Source organism: Mesorhizobium sp. M0028, assembly GCF_040323855.1.
Classification (GTDB): Bacteria; Pseudomonadota; Alphaproteobacteria; order Rhizobiales; family Rhizobiaceae; genus Mesorhizobium.
This window is the reverse complement of sequence record NZ_JAMYVG010000010.1, coordinates 83180-98200: the sequence shown is the minus strand read 5'-3', so window position 1 is coordinate 98200 and position 15021 is coordinate 83180. Positions and strand designations below refer to the sequence as shown.

Genomic DNA, 15021 nt, shown 5'->3' with positions numbered 1-15021 from the left:
ATGAACATTTCCGCTATCAGGGACATCAAGGACTGGCCGTGGCCGGTGCTGCTCCCCGTAATCGGCTTTGTGCTGATCGGCATCTTCGCTCCTGCTATCATGCCTTACAATCCAAGTGGGCAGGACTATTCGGCGACACTGGAGGGCATGAGCTGGAACCACTGGCTCGGCACCGACTATCTCGGCCGAGACGTCTTCAGCCGCATCGTCGGTGGCGCCCGCATTTCCCTGGTGGCGATGGTGATCGTGCTTGTCGCCGCGCTGGCGATCGGGGTCACGATCGGCTCCTTCGCCGGCTATGTCGGCGGTCGCGTCGAGCTTGTCCTGATCAGCATCATCGACATTGCGCTGGCACTTCCGAGCCTGGTGATCGCGCTGGCGCTGATCGGCATTCTGGGCACGGGCTATTGGTCGATGATCACGGCGCTCACCCTGGCGTGGTGGGCGAACTATGCCCGCATGAGCCGCGCCGTCGTCACCGCCGAGCTGCAACAGCCCTATATCGAGGCGGCGAGAGTCATGGGCGCCGGTCATCTGTGGATATTTGTCCGCCATATCCTGCCGCATGTGCTCGCTCTCGTCGTCGTCTACGCAAGCGCCGACGCCGGCGCCCTTGTGCTGGCCATCGCGACGCTCAGCTTTCTCGGACTTGGCGTCGCACCGCCGACACCGGAATGGGGCCAGATGCTCGTCGACGGCATGAGCTACATCGAGGAGGTGCCGCGCCTCGTCGTGCTGCCCGGCCTGGCACTGACGCTTGTCGTGGTCAGCTTCAATCTTCTGGGCGAAGCCTTCGCGCTGCAAAAGGTGCCACGGCCGGTTCGCGGCAGAACTCTGCGTAAAAGAAAGCTGGCGCGCGCCCGTGAAGAGACGGAACGCAACGCCGTCGAAACCGGGACGACTTCAGCATGAGTGACAATCAGCCGCTCTATGCGATCGAAAATTTGGTCATCGATCTCTACGCCACGACCGTCTCGGTGCGGGCGGTGGACGGGGTGTCGTTCAATGTCCGTCCCGGAGAAACGGTCGCGGTCGTCGGCGAAAGCGGTTCGGGAAAGACCGTCATGACGCTCGGTCCGCTCGGCCTGCTGCCCGAGGGCGTGACCGTGGACATGAAAGGGTCAGCGCGAGCCGACGGAAGCGAACTGCTCAGCATCGGTTCCCGGCAATTGTCGGACCTGCGCGGGCGCTATTTCGGCGTGATTTTCCAGGACCCGATGAGCGCGTTGAACCCGATGCTGAAGATCGGCCCGCAGCTGGCACGCCAAGCGCGCCGTTTCGCTGGCCTGTCGCATGAGGCAGCGCGCAAGGAAGCGGTCTCGCTTCTGGCGCGCTCCGGCATCCCGGACCCCGAGGATCGCTATAACCGCTATCCACACGAAATGTCGGGCGGCATGCTGCAACGCGCGATGATCGCGCTGGCGCTGGCGGCCCGGCCGCGCGTGCTGATCGCAGACGAGCCGACCACGGCGCTGGACGCCACGGTCCAGGCGCAAATCCTGGAGCTCATCCGTCAGATCCAGCGCGAGGATGGCATCGCGGTCGTGCTGATCACGCACGATATCGGCGTGGTCGCTTCCGTCGCCGATCGCGTCATCGTGCTTTACGCCGGCCAGGTGGCGGAGGAGGGGACGGCGATGGATGTGCTGACCCGGCCAGTCCATCCCTATACGCGCGGGCTGCTCGCATCGGTGCCGGATTTTCGCGCCGACGAACGCGCGGCGACCCGCGAGATACCTGGCCTGCCGCCAAACCAGATCAGGCTGGAACCGGGTTGCCGGTTTGCCGAGCGCTGCGAACTGGTCGAAGCCGGTTGCCGGCAGCACCGGCCGCCGCTGCAGACGATATCCGCGTCGACGAGCCCGCACCGTGTGGCTTGCCCGGTCGTGCTGAAACGAGAGGGGATCGCCGTCCATGTCTGATGCCGCGGCGATCGAGGTCAGGGGATTGAAGGTGCATTTCGCCAACCGTTCGGGTGCCGGCGCGGTGCGGGCGGTCGATGGCATAGACCTGACGGTCGCGCGTGGCGCGTTCCACGGCATCGTCGGCGAGTCCGGCTGCGGCAAGACCACGCTGGCCCGTACCATCGTCGGTTTGCAGAAGGAGAGCGAAGGCACCGTGCTGATTGGAGGAAGGAATCGCGCCGAATGGCTGAAATCGGACAGGAAGTCGTTCAGCCGCGAAGTCCAGTTCGTCTTCCAGGACCCGTTGGGGTCGATGAGCCGCCGCCAGTCCGTCTACCAGACACTGGAGGAGCCGCTGCAGATCCATCGCTTCGGTTCATCAGTCGAGCGCCGGCGCCGCATCGCCGAGCTTCTGGATCTGGTTGCGCTGCCTGAGACGGTGCTCGACCGTTTGCCAAGGTCGCTCTCGGGTGGCCAGCGGCAGCGCGTTTCGATTGCGCGCGCGCTTGCGCTGAAGCCGTCCATACTGGTCTGCGACGAACCGCTCAGCGCGCTCGACGTTTCGATCCGGGCGCAGATCGTTAACCTGTTCACGTCGCTGCAGAAGCAGCTTGGTCTGACCATTGTCATTGTCGCGCATGATCTGGCGATCGTGCGCGAGGTCTGCTCGGACGTGACGGTGATGTATCTCGGCCGCATCTCGGAAGCTGGCGTGACCCGGCCATTATTTCGCGAGCCGGCCCATCCCTACAGCCAAGCGCTGCTGTCGGCTGTTCCTTCTCCCGATCCTCGCATCGAAGCCGGGCGCCGCCGGATCATTCTCGCCGGCGATCCGCCAAGTCCCAGCGCGCCGCCTCCGGGGTGCCGGTTCAACACGCGCTGTCCGGTGGCGATCGATGTCTGCCGGGTCGAGGAACCGATGCTGCGATCGGTGCCGCATGGCGGCGTTGCAGCCTGTCATCTGGCCGATAGCGGCCGCCGCCCGGTTATCTGAAAAGATGGCGTTTCTGCCCCCAACGCGTTTCGCGAGGCTGACCGTCATTGCCGGTGTCCTGCGCGAGCTTTTTTTGCTGGTCACTGCCGCCAAGGTTGGCCGTTATCTTGTTCTTGCCGCCGTGACGCTGAGCGTCATCTGACCTCGCGAAGCTTCTCCAACCTGAGCGGGTTAGGCCCGACTGGTTCGAAGGAGCCAGCCCAAGAGCCACGTCTGATACAGGCGGTCGGGAAGCCTAGCCTTTCTTGACGGCGACCTTGTCAAGGGGCCGCGCGCAGTCCTTTCGCCAGCTGCTGCGCGTCGCGGGACCGGCCAACCAAGCTACGGCGCAGCGCTCCAGCCAACAGCGACATTGTTAAGACATTCCCGTGGCCGCGCGCCAGGCCTGCATAACGAAGCTGTGCTGGTTCCAGATCATCAGCGCTCCACTCACAGCCATGAGCGCGACCACAAGGCCGCGGAATTGTCGTCCACTCAGGCGTTCGAGCCAGCGCTTGGCCAGCAGATTGGCAAGCGCAGCGCCCAAACCCGCGGCTGCGCCGTACATGGCCGCCTGACCACCGAGCGCGCCGAGTCCGGTGAATACCGCGATCTTGACGACATCGGTCACAAACGAGTTCACCGATTTCGTGGCGACCAACGTCTCCTTCTCCGAACCGTAGTTCAGATAGAGCGAATTCAAGACGGGTCCCACCGTGCCCATCAGCGCCGACAACAGCGCGACGATCAGGCCGGCCGGGAGGAACCACCAGCGGCGGGCTCGGTAGCTCCGCTCGCGCGCCCCGCCGCGAAATTCCCAGACTGCACTGATCAGATAGATCCCTATGAGTATCTGGAGCCATTCCGCCCGACTGTTGGCGAAGAGCCAGGAGCCCGCAGCGGCACCGGCGATGGCGCCGGGCAGGTACCAACGGACGAGGCTCCAATCGATGTCGCGCCGGAAGGCCAGGGCGCGGATGGGATTGCCGATGAGCTCGGTCAAGGTGATGACCGGCGCAACCGCCGCGCTCCCTGTGATGAAAGTCACGGCGGGGATCAGCAATAGACCTCCGCCTCCGGCCGAGAGGGTGTTCAGCGTCCAGGTGAGGAACCCCGCCAACGCCAGGAGGCCTAGTCTAATCCAGTCCATCGGATCAGAACGAAGCGGGCCTCCGATCGTTCCGAACGCATCGGTTCGCAAAAACCCGGCCCGCCTTTTGAGTCTCGTGTGCGGTGGAAAGGCGATCTCCGGCGGAATGCTGGTGGCAGAAAGACGCCCTGCCAGAGAACAATTCCCGAGGCGGCGGGAAGAAGGCCGGCGATCGCTCCGAGCCGGCCGAACTCCGCCGTTGGACGGGCCACCAATCTAGCTCTTCTTGACGGCGACCTTGTCGAGGGCTGCGCGCAGGCCTTTCGCCAGCTTCTGCACATCGTCGTTCGCCCAGAAATGCATGAAGAAGAGCCGCGGCTGCTCATCGAGCATGTGGCTATGCAGTGCGGTGATCTCGATGCCGTTGTCCTGCATGGCTTTGATAACCAGATTGACCTCCTTTGCGGTCAGCACAAAATCTCCCGTGATCGCCGCCTTGCCGCCACCTGTCGATTGGAAGTTGATCGCTATTGCCGAGCCCATGGCCGCCGGCACTTCCATTCCATTTTCCTCGACCGGCTTAGCGCGCGGGATCGTGAACTGGTAGATCGCGCCATTGGCTTTGCCCTTATAACCGATGGTTTGGTCGACACCGGCTGCGTCGAAGTCGATCTGCGGAGCGGCTTGCGGCTGGGCGCCGCCTCCCATCGGTGTTTTGCTCAGCGCCAATCCGGCATGAAGCGCTGTGGCGAGCGTAACCGGGTCGCCCTGGCCGAACACGTGCATGTAGAGCGTCATCGGCTCCGCGCGCAGCAGGTGGTTGTGCACCGCGGTGATCTCGATCCCGCCTTCTTCCAACTTCTTCATGACCGGGTTCACCTCGTCCTGCGTCAGAACGATGTCGCCCATGACCATAGTCTGATTTCCCATGGGTTCGAACGCGACCCAGCCTCCGAGCGCAAAGCCGGGTTTCAGGGCCACGCCGTCGAGCGACACCTTCAGGTCCGTTCGTGGCAAGCCCACTCGATAGACGCCATCAGGCGTCTCTGCTCCGGATTTGCCGAGCGCCTTTGCGATTGTTTGCCAATCGGGTGCCGCCGATGCCGGTTGGAGCAGCGCCGACATCGCGATCAGCATTGCTCCGGTCACGAGTTTTGCATGCATGGGGTTTCTCCTTGTGATCTGCCCCCATTGCCCAATTCGTCATGCGGCTGCTGGCTTCGTGGCGGGAGGCCAGCTGTGCGTTTCCGCTTTGCGGCCCGAAGCCCACGCGTAGAGCGCGTCATAGATGACGAAGCCGTGGTTCAGCACCTCATGGTCGTCGGGCGTCAGGTCCCGCAGACCCATGGAGATCGCCAGCAACCCGGCCGATTGCGGCGTCAGGTCATGCCGGTCGGTGTCGGCACCGCGCACGATCGCGGCAATGGTCACGATCGCCGGGTGCGCTCGAGGCCGTATTTCGAGACGAAGGTGTCGACACTGCAGCCGTCGCCGACATGCGTGAATTCGACGCCGGGCACGTCATACGGCGTAGCGCCCGTCTCCTGTGCAACCCGGATCACCTGATCGGGTGGCACGAACAGGAATTCGGACTCCTTGTCGATGAAGCGGGCGATCAGCCAGGGGCAGGCAATGCGGTCGATGACCGGACGTTCGCGGGTAACCCATTTCACGGCCTTGTCTCCCTTGATTTGGCAACAAGCCCAGGCGGCCCACTGCCATAAGGAGGTCAACGCTACGCCCGAATGTGAAATGATACAAGTGTTGCATTTATTTGTGCACGTGATACGGTTCACTTATGAGTGAGGGGGAAACGACGGAACAGCGCTGGCTGCTCCTTATCCATCGGCTGCCGAGCAAGCCGGCCTATTTCCGGGTGAAGATCTGGCGGCGGCTGCAAGGCATCGGCGCGGTCGCGGTGAAAAGCACCGTCTATGCACTGCCGGCCAATGCCGAGACGCAGGAGGATTTCGAGTGGCTCCTGAAGGAGATCGTCGCGGGTGGTGGCGAGGCGATGGTGTGCGAGGCGCGTCTCGTCGACGGGCTGTCGGATGCCCAGGTCCAGGCGCTGTTCGATGCGGCGCGTGATGCCGACTATGCGGAGATCGCCAAAGAAGCGCGTGGTCTCGCCGCCGAGATCGGCGCGAACGCTGCGCCGGAGAAACGTGTGGAGACGCGGCCGCAGCTCAACCGAATGCGCAAGCGGGTCGCCGAAGTGGACACGATCGATTTTTTCGGCGCTACCGGTCGCCTCGCGGTTGAGGGGTTGCTCGCCGAGCTCGAAACGCATGTCGTGGAGGACCAGCCCATGACCGAGGAGTCGAAGGCGGCTGAGCCGATCACGGACCTCAAGGGCCGGATCTGGGTGACACGCCGTGACGTGCATATCGACCGGATTGCCTGCAGCTGGCTGATCCGCCGCTTCATTGATCCAGACGCCGTCATCCGCTTCGTCCCGGGCAAGAGCTATGCGGCGAAGCCGAGAGAGCTGCGCTTTGATATGTTTGACGGTGAGGTCACCCATGAGGGCGACCGCTGCAGCTTCGAGGTGCTGCTCACCCGGGCCGGGCTTGACGACCCGGCGCTGCAGGCCATCGCCGAGATCGTCCATGATATCGACCTCAAGGACGGCAAGTTCGGGCGCGACGAGACGACGGGCATTGCCAGCCTAATCGCGGGCATCGCCATGACGAATAAGGGCGACGAGCAGCGGATCGCGCAGGGCGGCCCGGTCTTCGACAATCTCTACCAGTATTTCCGCCAGAAGCGCGGGTGAGGGGAACCAATGACCAGCGTCCATGCCGTCCATCCGAATGCGCTGGGGGATGAACCTTCGCATTGCATCCCCTTCCGCGAAGCAGTGCGGGTCTGGGCGCGAGTCGCTGCGTTGAGTTTTGGTGGCCCGGCCGGCCAGATCGCGGTAATGCATCGCATCCTCGTTGAGGAGAAGCGCTGGATCGGCGAGACGCGGTTCCTGCATGCGCTGAACTACTGCATGCTGCTGCCAGGACCGGAGGCCCAGCAGCTCGCCGTCTACATCGGGTGGCTCCTGCATAAAACCCGAGGCGGGCTCGTGGCCGGCACGCTGTTCGTACTGCCGGGCGTCATCGCCATCATGGCGCTGAGCTGGATCTATGCGATTTTAGGCAATGTCGGCGCGGTGCAGGCGCTTTTCTTCGGCCTGAAGGCCGCTGTCCTCGCCATCGTGCTCGAGGCGGTTATCCGGGTCGGCAAGCGAGCGCTCAAGAACAAGGTCATGACAGGCCTCGCCGCCGCCGCCTTTATCGGGCTCTTCCTGTTCCATCTCCCGTTCCCGCTCATTGTCCTGACGGCCGGAGTGATCGGGTACGTCGGCGGGCGGGCCGGGCTGGCAGCGTTCATGGCGGGCAACGGCCATGGCAAGGTCGGCGGCAAGCAGGTCGCCGACGCGGAATCGGCGCTCGGCGAAGGCATTCCTGCCCATGCTCGCCCGCCGGTCAGCTGGTCGTTGAAGATCGGAGGTGTGTTTCTGGTGCTATGGCTGGCACCTGTCCTCGGCCTTTTCGTGCTGTTCGGGTCCGGCAATGTCTTCGCCGATATCGCGGTCTTTTTCTCGAAGATGGCGGTCGTGACCTTCGGAGGCGCCTACGCCGTCCTCGCTTACGTGGCGCAGCAGGCTGTCGATACATATGGCTGGCTGAAGCCAGGCGAGATGCTGGACGGCCTCGGCATGGCGGAGACGACGCCTGGCCCCTTGATCATGGTGACGCAGTTCGTCGGGTTCATGGGCGCGTATCGAGCGCCGGGATCGCTTAATCCGCTGCTCGCTGGAACGTTGGGCGGCCTGCTCACCACCTGGGTCACCTTCACACCTTGCTTCCTCTGGATATTTGTCGGTGCGCCGTTCGTGGAAACGTTGCGCAGCAACAAGGCCTTGTCCGCCGCGCTGGCGACCATAACGGCAGCCGTGGTGGGCGTGATCCTGAACCTGGCGGTGTGGTTCGCGCTTCACGTTCTGTTTGGAGCACTGCGCGAGGTCAAAGGGTTCGGCATGACGGTCGATGTGCCCGCATTCAGCTCCGTCAACGTCCCGTCCCTCGTCCTGACATTGGGTGCGCTGCTAGCGGTGTTTCGCTTCAAGATCGGCATGCTCCCGGTGCTCGTCGGCTGTTCGATCCTCGGGCTGCTCTACGGGATGGCAACGGGAGCGATCTAACCCGTGCAGCCAGCGCCGCTTACCAGTGGTGAGGAGGCATTGTTGACGTTACAGTGGCTCGCGCACGGTTTGCGCAAAGCTATTTCGAAGCGGCGCTTCAGGCTCCTTCCTGCCGGTGCTGAGCCGACTGCTGCGAACCTGCTGATATCAAGGGGACTGCGGGCGTTCGGTGACGGTCTGGTCAGCATCCTGCTTCCCGCCTATCTGGCCACGCTCGGCTTCGACGCCTTCGAGATCGGAACCCTGTCGACGGCGACGCTCGCGGGCTCAGCCGTCCTCACCCTGGCTGTTGGGATCGTCGCGCACCGCTTCTCCCGTCGAGCGCTGCTGACCGCAGCGGCTGTCCTGATGATAGCAACGGGGGTGGTCTTCGCTGTCGTTCACGACTTCTGGCCGCTGCTTCTCATCGCGTTCGTCGGCACGCTGAACCCATCTTCAGGGGACGTCAGCGTGTTTCTACCGCTCGAACATGCGCAGCTTGCGCAGAGCGTCACCGACCGCGACCGCACGGCGCTCTTTGCGCGCTACAGCCTCATCGGCTCTCTCGCCGGCGCCGTCGGAGCGCTGGCCGCAGGAGCGCCCGACTTTCTCCGCGACGCCATCGGCCTGGAAATGAAGCAGGCCCTCCAGGCAGCTTTTCTATTTTATGCCTCACTTGGGTTGGCGGCGGTGCTCCTCTATCGGCGGCTGCCGAGTGACGCGCCTGATGCAGGCAAAGTGTCGGCACAGCCATTGCGCAGGTCTCGCTCCATCGTTCTGTCACTCGCAGCGCTCTTCAGCCTCGACGCTTTCGCAGGCGGCTTCATCGTCCAATCGTTGTTGGCCCTCTGGCTCTTTCAACGGTTCGGCCTGTCGCTGGCCGCGACCGGCGCAATCTTCTTCTGGACGGGTGTCCTTTCGGCTGCGTCCTATTTGGTCGCTGTGCGAATTTCCCAGCAGATCGGACTCATAAACACGATGGTGTTTACGCACCTTCCGTCGAGCCTCTGTCTGGTGCTCATCCCGTTCATGCCGAGCGTCGCTCCGGCTATCGCTCTTCTGCTGATTAGAAGCGCGCTGTCGCAGATGGACGTGCCGACCCGCACATCGTACGTCATGGCCGTGGTGACGCCCGAAGAGCGGGCTGCCGCGGCGAGCATCACCGCCGTCCCCCGCAGCCTCGCGGCGGCCGCCAGTCCGGTCCTCGCAGGGGCTCTCCTTGCCGTCTCCAGCTTTGGCTGGCCCCTGATCATCGCCGGTGGGCTGAAAATTATCTACGACCTTCTGCTGCTCGCGACATTTCGCAGTGTTCGCCCTCCAGAGGAGCACGGGGGCGGGAGGAATGACATGTCAGTCGGCCATGATCGAACTGGCAACGACGCGCGGGTTTCCTGGTGGCGTTGAAGGCAGGACCACCAGCCGGACAAATTGCTTACGTCCGCCGGCAACGAGGATGTAGAGACGCGAGAACTCCTCCGTATCGCGATCTTCGGCAATCTTCTCGGCATCCGTACGGGTGAAGAAACTCTTCCGAAATGCCTCTTGATCGATATCGGGAAATGCCAGCGTACACGTCTGCACCGGTTTGCCGCTCATCGTTGCCTTGGTGGTGCCGATGATGGTTCCTGCTGGCAATCCTTCCTCCGCTTCGGCCACCAGCCATGCCTCCAATGAGGTTGGATTAGCGATTGGCGCGAGTTCGGCGAAGCCTGCTTCGGCAATAAGTGTCCACCTGCGTTCGTGCGCGGTCTCTATCATGCGCTCGAAATTGGGACCCTCGGCCAGACAGGTACGGTGAAATTGTTCGACAGCCTGATCCGCATCACTGGCGGCCTGCGCCGGTGACATCGTCAGACCCAAGATGGTCCCTGCCCACGTTAGAAATCGGAACATGTCTATCTCGCGTAGCTGATTGTGGACGAACCACTTATCCTGAACGGGCTACGACACTCGTTGTTCCGGACTGTCGGCGCCTGCATGGCCGGTATCTTGATGGAGGCGCGAAGCGCCTGCGCAGTTGATGCAATGTTCAGGCATCTGGCAACTGATGGAACCATGCCGCACTGGGTTTCGATGACGGACCCTGCTACAGACCCACTCACACCGCCGGGCGGGACCATTTGATCTCGTGCTGAGTTCCTGGAGACATCTCCCGGCGCTCGCCGAGGAACCTGCATGTCGTGCTCGCCGGCAACCAGCCCCGGTGGTTTTTCGGGCACTTGGCCTATGTCCCAGTCCACTGTGGAAACTTGTTAAAATCCCTTACGGCAAAGGTTTTCGAGGTCCGCTTTTGCCATTCCCTCGAAGCCCAGCGCGGGAAGAATATCATTATCTCCCTTAAGATCGCGACCGTAAGCCGCCGAGAATATGGCAATTCCAGATTCATGGAGAATCGCTGAATTTCCGCTGATCTTCCCCAACAAAACGGTCGGCAGCAGCCCGAACGGAACGTCCTCGAGGATATAGCGGCTTTCGATGGTTGACGGGCCGAAGCCGCCGCGGCCTTGGCGATCCATCTCCTGGTTCATTTCCGAAACGGTGGCCATGGGGACGTGAAACGACAATGAAAAATGCTCTTCAACTGTGCGCACGGCAATTCCAAAACGGGCGGCGATCGCCAATCGTTCCGCGTCCAGAGCCTCGATAAAGCGGCCGACAGCCGGGGTGACGTTTCCGGCCTGGCTCCACTGTTCTCCCTTCTCCATGCGTGTGAGATTAAGAAGAGCGATCCCAAGATGGTTCTGCGGATTGAGGTTGCTGAGCGCGATAGCAAGCATGCCGTCGCGCTTGACGAAACGATCGCCGAACAAGCTCGTGCAAAGCTCGAACCCTTGGTCCTGAGCACTGAAAGGCAGCGTCGCGACATCCAGTTTCTGGCGAACGGTTGCAACATCGATTTCGGCTGGCCCGCGCTGTTGCCCAGTCACGAGCGTGGTACCCCAGACGACGATCGGCAGGCTAACCTTCCGGTCCGCAAGCTGCTTGGAGAGATACAGTGCCCCAAAGGAACTGTGCGAGCTGATGATAACCGGCGTTCCGTCGCTTAGATAAGGAGTGGCAGCGTCCATCACCATCTTGTGGCCGTAAGCCGGCAACGCGATTATGACGACGTCGGCATCGGCAATGGCGTCTTCGCAATCCTTGGCGATGCGCACCTTAGTCGTTGCCTTGATAGCTCCGGTAGCCTTCAGCAATCCACCGGCGGCCAGCGCCTTGGTGCGTTCTCCGGAAGGCGACCAAAGCATAGGGTCATGTCCCGCTTCGGCCAGATAGGCGGCAAGGCCGTAAGCAATCGCTCCGGCGCCAAGAATGCTTACGCGCATAAATTCCCTCCTGTTGCATTGCAGCCTCCATTTCTCACTAGGAGGTTCCACAAATCGGAGCCGCATCTGCCATCGTCGGCTTCTGGCGATGGGATTCCGGCCTGAGCCCGCGATTGCAACATGCCGCAGCGAATATTCGTTTCCCGCTTGACATATATCAAAAATGAATGAGACGATCTTATTCATACATAATACGCATGTAGGCGTAAATGGAAACACGAGATCTCCAGGCCTTTCTTGCCGTTGCCGCCAGTGGCAGCATCACCAAGGCTGCCGAGATGCTCGGGTGTTCCCAGCCTGCAGTGACACGCACCATTCAGGATCTCGAGGCAGAGCTCGGCTTCGAATTGCTGCACCGTGTCGGTCGGCGGGTGCAGTTGTCTGAAGAAGGTGCCGCCTTCGAGGAGGAAGCGCGGCGTTTGCTGATGTCCTTCACCGAGCTTGCCGCGCGGGCCAAGATGATTGCCGCCGGCAGACGGCGGATCCTGCAGATTGTTACCACTTCCGCGATCGGTACTGGCTTGATCCCGACGGCCATGGCCGAGCTCAAAGGTGTCGAACTTCCGCACGAGACGCATCTCGGGCAGTTTCTCCCCTCGATCGTCGCCCAGGAGGTGCGGAGCGGACGTGCCGAGATCGGGTTTTCAAGCCTGCCGCTCGATACGCCTGGTCTGGATGTCCTGCGGCTTTATTCAGCGCCTGATGTTGCTGCCGTGCGGGAGGACGATCCGCTGGCTGAACTTGACGTCATACCGCTTTCCGCTTTTGCCGGTCGCCGCGTCGCCACACTGCTCAACCCCCTACGTTTCCAGTTGCATGTCTCAAAGGCCTTGGCGGCCAGGGGCATCGACACAGGGCCAGTGATCCGGACGAATACTGCATATGGCGCGTTACAGATCGTGCGTCAGACTGGTGCGGCGGCCGTCATCGATCCCCTCACCGCTTATGGCGTCGCCCTGCCCGATGTCGTCATCCGCCCGATCGACGCAACCGTTCTTTTTTATTGGGGCGTTATGGCTGCCGAAAAACGCCCCCTTCGTCCAGTCGCGCAGGCGTTGATGGATGCGGTCGAGGCGGTGGCTGAACGGTCGATCGTCGGCTTCAAAAAACTGGATCCGACCCTCGCTGGCCAATTGGTGAACGATCCTGCATCCGGCACAAATCACGGAACAGGAATATGAAGCATACCCCCGCCGCGCCAACGCCGACAGGTCTTGCTGCGCTCGAAGCACAGCTCGCGCAGGATCTCGACTTTCTCGAACTGCCCGCCAAGCCATGGGTTCCCGCGCGTTCGCACGATGGCGTGCCGGTCCGTGACGTCGTGGTGATCGGCGCCGGCATGTGCGGACTTGCTGCCACGGCAAAGCTGGTGCTGACCGGGATAACCAATGTCGTGGCCTATGATGCGGCTCCGGCCGGGCTCGAAGGACCATGGGTCACCTTTGCCCGCATGCAAACGCTCCGGTCGCCGAAAACACTGCACGGTCCATCGCTCGGCCTGCCGCAATTGACGTTCCGCGCCTGGTTCACGGCGCAATGGGGCGTTGAGGCTTGGCGGTCGCTGGACAAAATCCCCAAGGGCCAGTGGATGGACTACCTTGTCTGGTACCGCAAGGTTCTTGGCCTGCCGGTGCGCAACAGCGTGCGCATGACCGGACTGGCACCCCTTGGAGATCTGATTGCGATCGATATCGAAGGCGCGGAAACCGGCCGGGTTCTCACCCGTCGCCTCGTTCTGGCCACCGGTCGGTCCGGGTTGGGCGGTTTTGCCGTGCCCGATTTCCTCAGCGGCGTCGATCGCGCCTATTGGGCCCATTCTGCCGACGACATCGATTTCGACGCGCTGAAAGGCAAGCGTGTCGCGGTTATTGGCGCTGGTGCCTCGTCCATGGACAATGCCGCAACGGCACTCGAGGCGGGAGCCGGCTCTGTTGACATGTTGATCCGGTGCAAGGAAATGCCGCGCATCAACAAGCTGACCGGCATTGGCAGCCCGGGTGTTGTACTCGGCATGCATCACTTGCCCGATGCCTGGAAGTGGAAATTCTTCGATTATACCGCCTCGACCCAGACACCGCCGCCGCGTTCCTCGACACTCCGCGTGTCTCGCCACTCGAATGCTCGGTTCCTTCTCGACTGCGTCATAGTTGCGGTGAGGGAAGAGGCAGGGACCCTGCTGGTGGAAACCACGCAGGGGCCGATACGCTACGACTTCCTGATCGCGGCAACCGGCTTTTCAAATGACTTCAGCGGCCGCCCGGAATTTGCGGCGATCGCCCCACATATCCGCACCTGGTCGGATGGCCGATATAGGCCGGATATGGGGCCGGCTCGTGCAGGCATGTCGGACGCGCCGGATCTCGGTCCGGCCTTCGAGTTTCGCGAACGCGTCCCCGGCTCCTGCCCGATGCTGGCGCATATCCATTGCTTCAACGACGCCGCGATGCTGACCCATGGCAAGGTCTCCGGCGACATCCCGGCCGTCAGCGCCGGGGCCGACCGTCTCGTCCGCGGCATTGCCGCATCGCTGTTTGCCGAAGATGTCGAAACCCACTTCGCCAATCTGATCGCTTACGACACGCCCGAACTTCTGGGCGACGAATGGGTCGATTCAACACCCTTGCTGCAGAAGGAGGCCGCGTGGTGATCGACGCGATGGACAAGGCCGCCGGTCTTTCGCCGGACGATGAGCTTTTCAGAGCGCGTCGGTTTCGGCCGGAATTCGTGCAAGGGGCCGAGGAATGTCGCATCTCCGGGCCGTGGCCCAGGGCGAAACGGCTCTGGAAGAACCATTGGCGACTATCGCCCGGCACGCCGACCTGGTCACGTTGACGCCAAAAAAGGCGGAGGCGAGCGACATCGCCCTGCTCGCCCAGGCTGGATTGAACAATCCTCAGATCGTCGCGCTCTCCGAACTGATTGCCTTCGTCAACTTCCAGACGCGGGTAGCGACCGGCTTGCGATTGATGAGGTCGGCATGATTTCCTCGGTGCGCCTGAAGCCGCTGAACTGGCAGCCATACATCGCGCCGGTCGAGTTGTCCGGGGCCACGCCGGAACAGCACGATGCGATGAAGGTTACGCCCTCCGCCAAGAAAGTTTCGGAATATGTGCGAACCCTTGCGCATGACCCAGAGAGCTATCTTGCGCGTACCGTTTTGTTCAACGCGATCATGTATGTCGAGGGCGGGCTCGCCCGTCCCGATCGCGAACTTGGCGCGTTGGGCGCATCAATGGTCAATGGCTGCAAATTCTGTGCCGTTGTTCACGCCCGCAGGCATGCAGAGCTGACCAAGAGCGACCAAGTGGTCACCGCACTTTATCTCGATAAACCTGAAGCGCTTGGGCCCCGCGATGCTGCAATCTACAGCTTTGCCCGCCGCCTGTCGGCGGCGCCTTCGGAAGCGACCGCAGACGATATCGCCACGCTGCGATCCGTCGGCATGAATGATGCCGAGATCATCGACCTTATCCACGCCATCTCGATCTTCGGCTGGGCAAACCGGCTGATGCACGTTCTCGGCCATGCGGAGAGCGGGTGATGATGTCGCATGCGGT

16 protein-coding genes and 1 pseudogene are annotated in these 15021 nt (G+C 62.3%); 11 read left to right on the top strand and 6 right to left on the bottom strand.

Annotation, left to right across the window (positions count from 1 at the left end; translation table 11 throughout):
- The 4 genes and pseudogenes from NKJ93_RS19595 to NKJ93_RS19580 form a co-directional block, all read left to right on the top strand.
- The gene (locus tag NKJ93_RS19595) at window positions 1-912 is read left to right on the top strand and encodes an ABC transporter permease (protein WP_352515807.1); all 912 of its coding nucleotides are present in this window, start codon (window positions 1-3) and stop codon (window positions 910-912) included.
- Entirely contained in the window at window positions 909-1922 is a 1014-nt protein-coding gene (locus NKJ93_RS19590) for an ABC transporter ATP-binding protein (RefSeq protein ID WP_352491418.1), read from the top strand. Before NKJ93_RS19595 ends, NKJ93_RS19590 begins: the two co-directional genes overlap by 4 nt.
- Window positions 1915-2898 carry an oligopeptide/dipeptide ABC transporter ATP-binding protein gene (locus NKJ93_RS19585; RefSeq protein WP_023722129.1) on the top strand — a complete coding sequence of 328 codons (984 nt, stop codon included), beginning with the start codon at window positions 1915-1917 and terminating at the stop codon, window positions 2896-2898. The genes NKJ93_RS19590 and NKJ93_RS19585 overlap by 8 nt, the downstream gene beginning before the upstream one ends.
- Window positions 2899-2935: 37 nt before the next feature.
- Window positions 2936-3040: pseudogene (locus tag NKJ93_RS19580) on the top strand (YqaA family protein); the annotation flags it as partial.
- 213 nt (window positions 3041-3253) lie between these two features.
- Here the strand turns inward: NKJ93_RS19580 and NKJ93_RS19575 are convergent.
- The 4 genes from NKJ93_RS19575 to NKJ93_RS19560 form a co-directional block, all read right to left on the bottom strand.
- Window positions 3254-4027, bottom strand: a complete 774-nt coding sequence (locus NKJ93_RS19575; RefSeq protein WP_352452036.1) for a sulfite exporter TauE/SafE family protein — start codon at window positions 4025-4027, stop codon at window positions 3254-3256.
- Window positions 4028-4243: 216 nt separating this feature from the next.
- Complete coding sequence (locus NKJ93_RS19570; protein ID WP_352491419.1) at window positions 4244-5104, bottom strand: DUF1259 domain-containing protein; 861 nt, start codon at window positions 5102-5104, stop codon at window positions 4244-4246.
- A 66-nt stretch (window positions 5105-5170) separates the two neighbouring features.
- Entirely contained in the window at window positions 5171-5398 is a 228-nt protein-coding gene (locus NKJ93_RS19565) for a chromate resistance protein ChrB domain-containing protein (RefSeq protein WP_023722133.1), read from the bottom strand.
- The gene (locus NKJ93_RS19560; protein WP_023722134.1) at window positions 5395-5640 is read right to left on the bottom strand and encodes a chromate resistance protein ChrB domain-containing protein; all 246 of its coding nucleotides are present in this window, start codon (window positions 5638-5640) and stop codon (window positions 5395-5397) included. The genes NKJ93_RS19565 and NKJ93_RS19560 overlap by 4 nt, the downstream gene beginning before the upstream one ends.
- A gap of 125 nt (window positions 5641-5765) precedes the next feature.
- Here NKJ93_RS19560 and NKJ93_RS19555 point away from each other — a divergent pair, with 125 nt between their 5' ends.
- From NKJ93_RS19555 to NKJ93_RS19545, 3 genes are all read left to right on the top strand, one after another.
- Complete coding sequence (locus NKJ93_RS19555) at window positions 5766-6743, top strand: chromate resistance protein ChrB domain-containing protein (RefSeq protein WP_023722135.1); 978 nt, start codon at window positions 5766-5768, stop codon at window positions 6741-6743.
- Window positions 6744-6752: 9 nt separating this feature from the next.
- Window positions 6753-8162 (top strand): chromate efflux transporter, encoded by a 1410-nt coding sequence (chrA, locus tag NKJ93_RS19550; RefSeq protein ID WP_352466319.1) that lies wholly within the window; start codon window positions 6753-6755, stop codon window positions 8160-8162.
- 81 nt (window positions 8163-8243) lie between these two features.
- Entirely contained in the window at window positions 8244-9545 is a 1302-nt protein-coding gene (locus tag NKJ93_RS19545) for an MFS transporter (protein ID WP_502896190.1), read from the top strand.
- On the opposite strand, the gene NKJ93_RS19540 is transcribed toward NKJ93_RS19545, so the two are convergent.
- Window positions 9492-10034 (bottom strand): hypothetical protein, encoded by a 543-nt coding sequence (locus tag NKJ93_RS19540; RefSeq protein WP_352466320.1) that lies wholly within the window; start codon window positions 10032-10034, stop codon window positions 9492-9494. The two genes, NKJ93_RS19545 and NKJ93_RS19540, sit on opposite strands and share 54 nt — an antisense overlap.
- Window positions 10035-10393: 359 nt before the next feature.
- On the bottom strand, window positions 10394-11464 hold the full coding sequence (locus NKJ93_RS19535; RefSeq protein WP_352466321.1) for an NAD/NADP octopine/nopaline dehydrogenase family protein: 1071 nt from the start codon (window positions 11462-11464) through the stop codon (window positions 10394-10396).
- A 209-nt stretch (window positions 11465-11673) separates the two neighbouring features.
- Here NKJ93_RS19535 and NKJ93_RS19530 point away from each other — a divergent pair, with 209 nt between their 5' ends.
- From NKJ93_RS19530 to NKJ93_RS19515, 4 genes are all read left to right on the top strand, one after another.
- Window positions 11674-12645, top strand: a complete 972-nt coding sequence (locus tag NKJ93_RS19530; protein WP_352466322.1) for a LysR family transcriptional regulator — start codon at window positions 11674-11676, stop codon at window positions 12643-12645.
- A complete protein-coding gene (locus tag NKJ93_RS19525; RefSeq protein WP_352590744.1) occupies window positions 12642-14111 on the top strand; it encodes an NAD(P)-binding domain-containing protein in 1470 nt (489 codons plus the stop codon). Before NKJ93_RS19530 ends, NKJ93_RS19525 begins: the two co-directional genes overlap by 4 nt.
- Window positions 14112-14205: 94 nt before the next feature.
- Complete coding sequence (locus NKJ93_RS19520; RefSeq protein ID WP_352491421.1) at window positions 14206-14445, top strand: hypothetical protein; 240 nt, start codon at window positions 14206-14208, stop codon at window positions 14443-14445.
- Window positions 14442-15005 carry a peroxidase-related enzyme gene (locus tag NKJ93_RS19515; protein ID WP_352547717.1) on the top strand — a complete coding sequence of 188 codons (564 nt, stop codon included), beginning with the start codon at window positions 14442-14444 and terminating at the stop codon, window positions 15003-15005. The genes NKJ93_RS19520 and NKJ93_RS19515 overlap by 4 nt, the downstream gene beginning before the upstream one ends.
- Window positions 15006-15021 lie beyond the last annotated feature (16 nt).

Excerpts from the sequence above, each read along its gene's own strand:
- NKJ93_RS19595 (WP_352515807.1), top strand. The coding sequence starts at position 1 with ATGAACATTTCCGCTATCAGGGACATCAAGGACTGGCCGTGGCCGGTG.
- NKJ93_RS19590 (WP_352491418.1), top strand. The coding sequence starts at position 909 with ATGAGTGACAATCAGCCGCTCTATGCGATCGAAAATTTGGTCATCGAT.
- NKJ93_RS19585 (WP_023722129.1), top strand. The coding sequence starts at position 1,915 with ATGTCTGATGCCGCGGCGATCGAGGTCAGGGGATTGAAGGTGCATTTC.
- NKJ93_RS19575 (WP_352452036.1), bottom strand. The coding sequence starts at position 4,027 with ATGGACTGGATTAGACTAGGCCTCCTGGCGTTGGCGGGGTTCCTCACC.
- NKJ93_RS19570 (WP_352491419.1), bottom strand. The coding sequence starts at position 5,104 with ATGCTGATCGCGATGTCGGCGCTGCTCCAACCGGCATCGGCGGCACCC.
- NKJ93_RS19555 (WP_023722135.1), top strand. The coding sequence starts at position 5,766 with ATGAGTGAGGGGGAAACGACGGAACAGCGCTGGCTGCTCCTTATCCAT.
- chrA (WP_352466319.1), top strand. The coding sequence starts at position 6,753 with ATGACCAGCGTCCATGCCGTCCATCCGAATGCGCTGGGGGATGAACCT.
- NKJ93_RS19540 (WP_352466320.1), bottom strand. The coding sequence starts at position 10,034 with ATGTTCCGATTTCTAACGTGGGCAGGGACCATCTTGGGTCTGACGATG.
- NKJ93_RS19535 (WP_352466321.1), bottom strand. The coding sequence starts at position 11,464 with ATGCGCGTAAGCATTCTTGGCGCCGGAGCGATTGCTTACGGCCTTGCC.
- NKJ93_RS19530 (WP_352466322.1), top strand. The coding sequence starts at position 11,674 with ATGGAAACACGAGATCTCCAGGCCTTTCTTGCCGTTGCCGCCAGTGGC.
- NKJ93_RS19525 (WP_352590744.1), top strand. The coding sequence starts at position 12,642 with ATGAAGCATACCCCCGCCGCGCCAACGCCGACAGGTCTTGCTGCGCTC.
- NKJ93_RS19520 (WP_352491421.1), top strand. The coding sequence starts at position 14,206 with ATGTCGCATCTCCGGGCCGTGGCCCAGGGCGAAACGGCTCTGGAAGAA.
- NKJ93_RS19515 (WP_352547717.1), top strand. The coding sequence starts at position 14,442 with ATGATTTCCTCGGTGCGCCTGAAGCCGCTGAACTGGCAGCCATACATC.